This window comes from Arthrobacter sp. SPT-J7 (assembly GCF_059089965.1).
This window is the reverse complement of sequence record NZ_JBNHFF010000159.1, coordinates 1-7,838: the sequence shown is the minus strand read 5'-3', so window position 1 is coordinate 7,838 and position 7,838 is coordinate 1. Positions and strand designations below refer to the sequence as shown.

7 protein-coding genes and 1 pseudogene are annotated in these 7,838 nt (G+C 65.3%); 3 read left to right on the top strand and 5 right to left on the bottom strand.

Features of this window, described 5'->3' with window-relative positions:
* Window positions 1-53: 53 nt before the first annotated feature.
* Complete coding sequence (locus AC5RWX_RS27795; protein ID WP_494099483.1) at window positions 54-1,034, bottom strand: acyl-CoA thioesterase; 981 nt, start codon at window positions 1,032-1,034, stop codon at window positions 54-56.
* 63 nt (window positions 1,035-1,097) lie between these two features.
* On the opposite strand from AC5RWX_RS27795, the gene AC5RWX_RS27790 reads away from it, so the two are divergent.
* Window positions 1,098-1,757 carry a DUF8185 domain-containing protein gene (locus AC5RWX_RS27790; protein WP_494099482.1) on the top strand — a complete coding sequence of 220 codons (660 nt, stop codon included), beginning with the start codon at window positions 1,098-1,100 and terminating at the stop codon, window positions 1,755-1,757.
* Between the two features lie 60 nt (window positions 1,758-1,817).
* Here the strand turns inward: AC5RWX_RS27790 and AC5RWX_RS27785 are convergent, their stop codons facing one another.
* A complete protein-coding gene (locus tag AC5RWX_RS27785) occupies window positions 1,818-2,270 on the bottom strand; it encodes a globin (RefSeq protein WP_494099481.1) in 453 nt (150 codons plus the stop codon).
* Window positions 2,271-2,272: 2 nt separating this feature from the next.
* Window positions 2,273-2,956, bottom strand: a complete 684-nt coding sequence (locus tag AC5RWX_RS27780; protein WP_494099480.1) for a mechanosensitive ion channel family protein — start codon at window positions 2,954-2,956, stop codon at window positions 2,273-2,275.
* A 117-nt stretch (window positions 2,957-3,073) separates the two neighbouring features.
* Between AC5RWX_RS27780 and AC5RWX_RS27775 the strand changes: the two are divergent.
* Window positions 3,074-3,761, top strand: a pseudogene (locus AC5RWX_RS27775) (Rossmann-fold NAD(P)-binding domain-containing protein).
* A gap of 34 nt (window positions 3,762-3,795) precedes the next feature.
* Here the strand turns inward: AC5RWX_RS27775 and AC5RWX_RS27770 are convergent.
* Both AC5RWX_RS27770 and pepN read right to left on the bottom strand, forming a co-directional pair.
* The gene (locus AC5RWX_RS27770; protein WP_494099479.1) at window positions 3,796-4,275 is read right to left on the bottom strand and encodes an OsmC family protein; all 480 of its coding nucleotides are present in this window, start codon (window positions 4,273-4,275) and stop codon (window positions 3,796-3,798) included.
* Entirely contained in the window at window positions 4,272-6,851 is a 2,580-nt protein-coding gene (gene pepN / locus AC5RWX_RS27765) for an aminopeptidase N (RefSeq protein ID WP_494099478.1), read from the bottom strand. Before pepN ends, AC5RWX_RS27770 begins: the two co-directional genes overlap by 4 nt.
* Window positions 6,852-7,018: 167 nt before the next feature.
* On the opposite strand from pepN, the gene AC5RWX_RS27760 reads away from it, so the two are divergent.
* The coding region (locus tag AC5RWX_RS27760) for a hypothetical protein (protein ID WP_494099477.1) at window positions 7,019-7,838 on the top strand (820 nt) is incomplete at its 3' end.

Genomic DNA, 7,838 nt, shown 5'->3' with positions numbered 1-7,838 from the left:
CGGCACCCTCGGGTGCCGGCCCGTTTGTGTTGCCGGGGATAAAGCCAGCGGGGCTAGTCCCGGGTAGCCCTGCGGATCTGGTGATCCATCACCTTGGACTGGAAAGCGCCCACTACCTTGTTCTTGAGGTCGGTGGGCACGCGGACCATCCCTTCCTGCGCCACCGAGGCAACATGCTGGCCCGCCTGGTTGAAGATCTTGCCTGTCGCCAGTCCGCGTGCGCCCTGGGCACTCGGTGATTCCTGCACGTACAGCAGCCACTCATCCACCCGGGCCGGGCGGTGCCACCACATTGCGTGGTCCAGGCTGGCAACGTTCATCCCCGGAGTGATCCAGCTCAGCCCATGGCGGCGAAGGATCGATTCAAGCAGGGTGTAATCGCTGGCGTAGGCCAGGGCAGCGCGGTGCAGGTTTGGATTGTCGGGCATGGGACCGAACGTCTTCATCCACACGGCATTGCGTGCTTCGCGCTCACCCTTGGCTGACACGTACAGCGGGGGATCAACGTGCCGGATGTCGAAGGGCCGCTCATACGCCCAGTGCCGGGCCACCGGATGGTCGAACTTTCCCAGCAGGTCCGCCGTGCTGGGCAGCGACTCGGGGTCGGGAATCCCGCTGGGCATCACCGACCCGTGCTCGATTCCTTCGTCCTCGCCCTGGAAGGAAGCGATCATCGACAGGATCGGCACGCCTTCCTGGTACGCGTGGACGCGGCGGGCGGAAAAAGACCGGCCATCGCGGAGGCGCTGTACGCCGAAGGTGATGGGCTCGTTCGCATCGCCGGGGCGAAGGAAATAACCGTGCATGGAATGGACAAAACGGTTCGGGTTCACGGTCCTGATGGAGGCAATGAGTGACTGCGCCAGTACTTGGCCGCCAAAGACCCGGTGATGGGGCTGCTGCTGGGACGGGCCCAGGAAGATGTCCTCGTCCGTCCGGGCGCCTTCCAGCTCACCAAGGTCAAGAAGGGAGATGAGTGATGAGGTAGGGTCTCCGCTGGGGAGCGCCAGGAGTTCGGCGTCGGCTTCAGTCATGGTTCGACTCTAGACGGCGCCCCGGCACTGCTCAACAAAGGTGCAGCCGGTAGTGTTCTTGGTGTGTCTGATCTACTCACTTCGTCCTTCCGTTTCGCCGATCCCCGGGATCTCGCAGACCTGAAGACCTTCGCCACCCGCGCCAAAACCGTTGACGACGGCGCCATCCGCCTTCAGGCGGCAGGTTCCGTTCTCGCCGCGTACGTATGCGTGCTGCGGCCACGGGCGCTGGGTGAATCCACTCCCACCATCCTTGGACTGCGCACCATGGCACTGGCCGAGCCGTCCGAGACGGACGTCACCGTCCCTCTCGCGGCTGTGCTGGACCGGCTCGCGCGGGCGGCTGAGGACGACGTCGAACTGCCGGTTCCGCCGTCCACCGTCACCGAGTCATGGACCGGCGTCGGAGCCCCCAGAAGCGGATGGGAGCTGCTGGGTTCACGCAGCGATACTGAGCTGCGCCGCGCCGCGGAGGCGGGCATCACTGAAGTGGCCGGAATCGTGCCGGACAAGCCCGGCGCACTGATTGTCAACAACGCCCGGGCCGCCGTCTGGGGCAGGGAACTTGATGACTCCGGACTTCCAGCAGGGGCCGCGTTCGCAGCTCTCGTCCTGGGCTTCCTCGCCGACGGCGACCAGAAGCTTTACCGCGCCGGCCGCTGGTTCCGCCTCACCGGGCCGCGCGGACACGTCCTCGCCCGCACGGGAAGCGCACTGCTGTAACGACAGGTCAAGCGGCCTGATTGCCTGCCGCAGCCATTGCTGCTGCCGCAGGCAATCCAGTCACTGCCCGGCCGGGCTGTTCACCATCGACAAGGCTGCGCGCTCCATGTAGTCCCACAGGGTTCCCTCGTACAGGGGCGGGAGTTGCAGTGCGTCTACAGCTGTCCGCATATGGAAGAGCCAGCGGTCCTTGGCCTCGGGCGTCACCGTGAAGGGCATGTGCCGCATGCGCAGCCGTGGATGGCCGCGCTCTTCCCCGTACCTGGTGGGCCCGCCCCAGTACTGCTCCAGGAACATCAGGAACCGGCGCTTGGCCGGCGCCAGGTCCTCTTCGGGGTACATCGGCCGCAACAGCGGATCCGTCGCCACGCCGTCGTAGAACACGTCGATCAGCTTGACGAAGGTTTCGTGGCCGCCCACAGCGTCATAGAAGTTGTCGGTGTATCCGGGCTGGCTGAACGGATCGTTCTGCATCAGCTGGCGGGGCCGCTGCGGTTCGATGGGGATGGTCATTGCTAGTCTCCGGCCTTCTGGTCCGTCTTTTTGGGTTCGGCGTGATCGGTTCCCTGGTCGGTGGTCCCGTCCGGCGACTCGTGCAGCGGCACGTAGTTGCCCTGCGAACGGTTGCCGACGCGGAGGATTTCGCCGTTGCGGAGGTACCAGATAGCGCCGTCGTCGGACCGTACGCGCGTGATGCGCAGGCCCATGGACTCCACAACACCAACAACCTCGCTGGTTTCGATCACATCACCGATTCCGTACTGGTCTTCAATGGTAATAAAAATCCCGGCCAAAAAGTCGCGGATCAGCTGCTGGGCACCAAAACCGATGGCCACACCCAGGATGCCCACGCTGGTAAGGAGTGGCGTGATATTGATGTCCAGGTTCTGCAGGACGTACATGCCGGTAATCACCGCAACCAGCACACCGACGATGCTGTTCAGCAGCGACCCGATGGTTTCGGCGCGCTGCACCCGCCGTTCATGGTCCAGTGCCCGCAGTGCCGGCGCCGCCCACTTGAAGGTCGGCCTCTTGAAAAAATTGCTGCCCGCCGCCACCCGGCTGGTGATGCGGGAGATCACAAAATTGGCAACCAGCCAAACGGCAACCCCCACGCCGAGGCTGATCACGATGCCCGTGATACTGATCCCGTTCGGTTCGGTGGTGGCGGAAGGAATGATGGACAACATACTGACCATAGGGGGGAAATACTCCTGGAGTTCCCCGGCGGCGCCGGGATGCGGGGGCCGGGCGCCGGTTACGCCCGGCGCGGAAGGCTCTGTTTTCCTTCAACCCTAGCGCCGTAGCGTAGCCGCATGCGCATTCTTGTCCTCGGCGGAACCGCCTTCCTGTCCGCAGAAATCGTCCGCCAGGCCGTCGCCATGGGGCATGAGGTAAGCTGCCTTGCCCGCAGCTCGGCCGCTGATCCGCCAGGGGGAGCGGCTTGGCTGCAAGCCGACCGCTTCCTGGGCGCCCAAGCCTACGACGACGTTGACGGGGAGTGGGACGAGGTCATCGACGTCACCCGCGATCCGGTGCTCGCGGCAGCGGCGCTGGACGCCCTCGCAGGCCGGACAGCCCACTGGACATCCGTCTCCAGTTGCTCCGTCTACGCCGATGCTTCAGTTCCGGGCGCCACCGAGGACGCCGCCCTCCTCCCGGCCCTGGCCCTGGGTACTCCTTCGACGCCGGAAAATTACGGTGAATCCAAAGCGGCAATCGAGCGCGCAACCCTCACAGCGGCCGCCGGGAAGGCCCACCTGTGCCGTGCCGGCCTGATCGGGGGACCAGCCGACGGCTCGGCTCCCGCCCGGGCATGAGGGGTTCATGGCCAGGAGCAACAAGGCCGCGCTGGCCGCCGGCCTGCGGATCCGTCCGTGGCAGGAGACGCTGGCAGACACGCTGGCTGACGCACGCGTCCGCGGCCTGGACCGGCCCCGGAAAGCGGGGCTGACGCCGGAAACGGAAGCGCGGCTGGTCGGCATCCTGCGGAACCGGGTGTGATCAGCCCACCAACGGCAACCGACCACAGCCCTGGTCAGGGCTGAGCCGCCACCGTGACGGGGGCGTGCTCCACCGGAAAGTTCACGCTGCGGGCGATGAAGCACAGCTGGTTGGCCTCCTGGTGCAGCTGCCCGGCAAGCGCCAGGTGACGCCCGTCCGCCACCGTCACCTGCGGACGCAGCGTCACACTTTCGAACTGGCCGCTCCCGTCCCGGTTCAGCGTCATCAGCCCGGTTGCGTCGTCCCGGTAGTCCGTCACCACGACGCCGTGCTTCACCGCCACATGCAGGTAGGACAGCATGTGGCACTGGGCAAGGGCAGCCAGGAGCAGCTGCTCCGGGTTGTAACGCTCCCTGTCCCCGTGGAACGTGGGGTCTGCTGAGCCCTTGAGGGCCGGCAGCCCCGGAATCAGGATGTCGTGGTCCCGGGAATAGCCCCGGTACGACGACGTTCCCCCGCCCAGGTTTCCTGTCCACTGGACGGTCAGTGCATAGCGGTGCTCGCCCAGGGTCACAACGCCGGCCCTGCCTCACCCGGAAGGACGTCAGCGGCGCGTGCGCGCAAAGCCCGTGCAACGCCGTCGCGGTTTTCCAGCATCATCCGCCGAAGGGCGGCGCTCTGTGGCGGGAGAGCGGCCAGGAAGCCGTCGGTACGGTCAATGGTCGCCTGGGTGGTCAGCAACGCCGGGTAGAGCCCGACGACGATCTGCTGGGCCAGCGCGTGGGTCCGTGTTTCCACGATCCCCGGCACCGCCTGGAAATACTTCTCCGAGTACGGCTCCAGCAGGGACCGGTCCAGGACCCGCGTGAAGCCGGTCACCACTGACCCTTGAAGGGCGTTGGAGAGTTCGCCTTTGACCACGATAGAGTCCCAGGCTGCGGCCTTTGCTTCGGGAGTGGGGATCGCCGCCGCTGCCTGGGCAGCCGCGTTCTGGCCACTGGAGGTGTTGTCCCGCTCCTGTTCGGCATCGATGCCATCCTGCGCCAGCCGGCCGCCCACCACCAGTGAAGTCACCAGCTCCCAGCGCAGGTCCTGGTCAACAGTCAGCCCGTCCAAAACCAGCGAGCCGTCGAGAAGGCCGGCCACTGTGTCCAGCTGGCTTCCACTGCGCGCCAGCAGGGCAAAGGATTTAACGAACTGCAACTGCGCGTCTGAGCCGCCGGACACCTCAGACGCCAGCTCCCACAGCCGGTCCGCTGCAGCCACGGCGGTGGCCTCGCGGTGCTCCTCGGCGACGTAGAAGTTCAGAGTGGTGGCCAGTTGGCGGAGCTGGACCAGGATCACCGACGAATCGGACTCCGCGGCCACATTGGCAAGGATCAGTTCGACGTAGCGCCGCGCCGGCGTTTCGCCGTCCCGGGCAGCATCCCAGGCGGAGTTCCACACCAGGGTCCGCGGCAGGCTCTCGCTGAAGTCCTTCAGGTGGGCGGTGGCGGTGGCAAGCGACTTCTCATCGAGCCGGACCTTGGCGTAGGCGAGGTCGTCGTCGTTCACCAGGATCAGGTCCGGCTGCGCCATGCCGGCCAGTTCCGGGACCTCGGTGCGCTCGCCGTCAACGTCCAGTTCTTCGCGGTGCACCCGCTCAAGCTTTCCGGCGCCGTCCAGGTTGTAGAAGCCCACGGCCAGCCGGTGCGGACGGATGGTGGGCCACTCCTCGACGGCGGACTGCAGAATCGCAAACGAGGTCAGTCGGCCGTCGCCGTCCACTGCCAGCTCAGGCGTGAGGGTGTTCACGCCTGCGGTCTCCAACCATTGCCGGCCCCATTCATCCAGGTCGCGGCCGCTGGCTTTCTCCAGCTCCACCAGGAGGTCGCTCAGCTCTGTGTTCTGCCAGGAGTACTTGGCGAAATACTCCCGGACCCCGGCCATAAACTGCTCCGGTCCCACCCACGCCACCAGCTGGCGCAGGACAGAGGCGCCTTTCGCGTACGTGATGCCATCGAAGTTCACCTCAACGTCCTGGAGGTCGTTGATCTCGGCGAAGATCGGATGGGTGGTGGGAAGCTGGTCCTGGCGGTACGCCCATGACTTTTCCACGGAGGCGAAGGTGGTCCACGCGCTCGTGAAGGAGGTGGCTTCCACAGCCGCAAGATGGGACATGTACTCGGCGAAGGACTCGTTGAGCCACAAATCGTTCCACCAGCGCATGGTCACCAGGTCGCCGAACCACATGTGCGCGAGCTCATGGAGGACGGTGATGGCGCGGCGTTCGATTTGGGCGCCGGTTACCTTGCTGCGGAAAACGTAGCCCTCGAGAATGGTCACGGCCCCTGCATTCTCCATGGCGCCGGCGTTGAACTCCGGAACGAAGAGCTGGTCGTACTTCTCAAAGGGGTAGGGGCAGCCGAACTGTGCCTCAAAGAACCTGAAGCCCTGCCGGGTCAGCTCAAAAATGTTCTCCGCGTCGAGGTACTGCATCAGCGACTTCCGGGCGAAGACTCCCAGCGGTATGACCCTGCCGTCAGAGCTCGCCACCTCGCTGCGCACGGACTGGTACGGTCCGGCAATCAGGGCGGTGACATACGAGGACAGCGGTGCAGTGGGGGAGAAGGACCACACGGAGCGGGCACCGCCGTCGTCCCCTGGGGTGGTTTCCACAGGCACCGGGGTGGGGGAATTGGAGATGACATCCCAGTGCGAGGGTGCCGTGACTGTGAAGGTGAAGGTTGCCTTCAGGTCCGGCTGCTCGAACACCGCAAACATCCTGCGCGAATCGGGAACCTCGAACTGCGTGTAGAGGTAGACCTCGTTGTCCACCGGGTCCACGAACCGGTGCAGCCCTTCGCCGGTATTCATGTATGGAGCATCCGCTACGACGGTGAGCTCGTTAGTCGCTGCGAGTTCAGGCAGTTGGATCCTGACTCCGTCCGAGACAGCGTCAGGATCAAGGCTGCGGCCGTTGAGCGTCACGCTGTGAACGGCGGCGGTGACGGCGTCAATGAATGTGGAGGATCCTGGCTTCGCGCTGAACTTCACCGTGGTGGTGCTTCCAAAGACCTTCCCGCCACGGGTCAGGTCCAGGCTGACATCGTAGGACTCGACGGAGATCAGTGCGGCACGCCCGCTGGCTTCAGCGCGTGTCAGATTCATACCTGGCAAAGTGGGCCTCCAGAATAAGTGCATCGGCCGGCTGGCGATGCCCAGCGGCGGCACTGTTCATTCTTGCATTCCTTCACCCCCGAACAAGTAGCGCAGTTCACAGTGGGTATGGAGACTGGTGGGAAGTCATTGGCCGGCGGCGGGAGTAGCGTTACAACATGGGGAAGTTCATGGAGTCGGTGGACACCAAGGCCCTGCGTTTCGTGGCGGGGTTCCCGGTGGTGGTTGGTGCCGCTTTCGTGGTCTGTGCTCTTCTGCTTCGGCCTGACCTTCCTGAGCCGCTCGCCATTAGATGGACAGACGACGGCGGCGCAGCCTTCGCGTCCTTTGCCGCCTATGTCACCTGGGGCGCCCTGATGATTGTGTCCGCGGGTTGGCTGGTTCTCTCCCAGGCGCTACCGGTCAGCAGGCCGGTGCCCATGCGCCGGATCATGATGGGCGCCGGACTGTTCCTGTGCCTCTTCGTTGCCACCGCCCTGGCTGCGGGCCTCGTTGGCCAGACCGGCCTGGCAGACGCCCGTGAGTCCCGGGTGGACCTCACTGTCCTTGCGCTCGGAAGCGGGGCCGCTGTGTCCCTCGGCGTCATCATCGCCTTCGTCTACAAGGCGGACCAGCAATGGTCCACCGACGACGACAGGGCCCTCCAGCTTGCCATCGCCAGGGAGCTGGACCCTGACCTCTCACGGGATACCATCCGGCTTTGGGTTCATGCCCGCAGCTCTGTCTTTGTCATGATCGGCATAGCCTCGCTGTTTCCTGCCGCGCTGATTGCCATCGCCGTGCCCTGGCTTGGAGTGTTGCTGGTGGTCCTGGCCGGCGTCGGCGCGGCCTTCCTTTGTGCCCGGATCAAGGCGGACCGGCGCGGGCTAAAAGTCCTGCTGGCCGGCGTTGTGCCTGTTATGGACGTCCCCGCAGGCGCCATTTCGGCGGCAAACGCCGCCGATGTCCGCGCCGCCGACTACGGCGGCTGGGGCTACC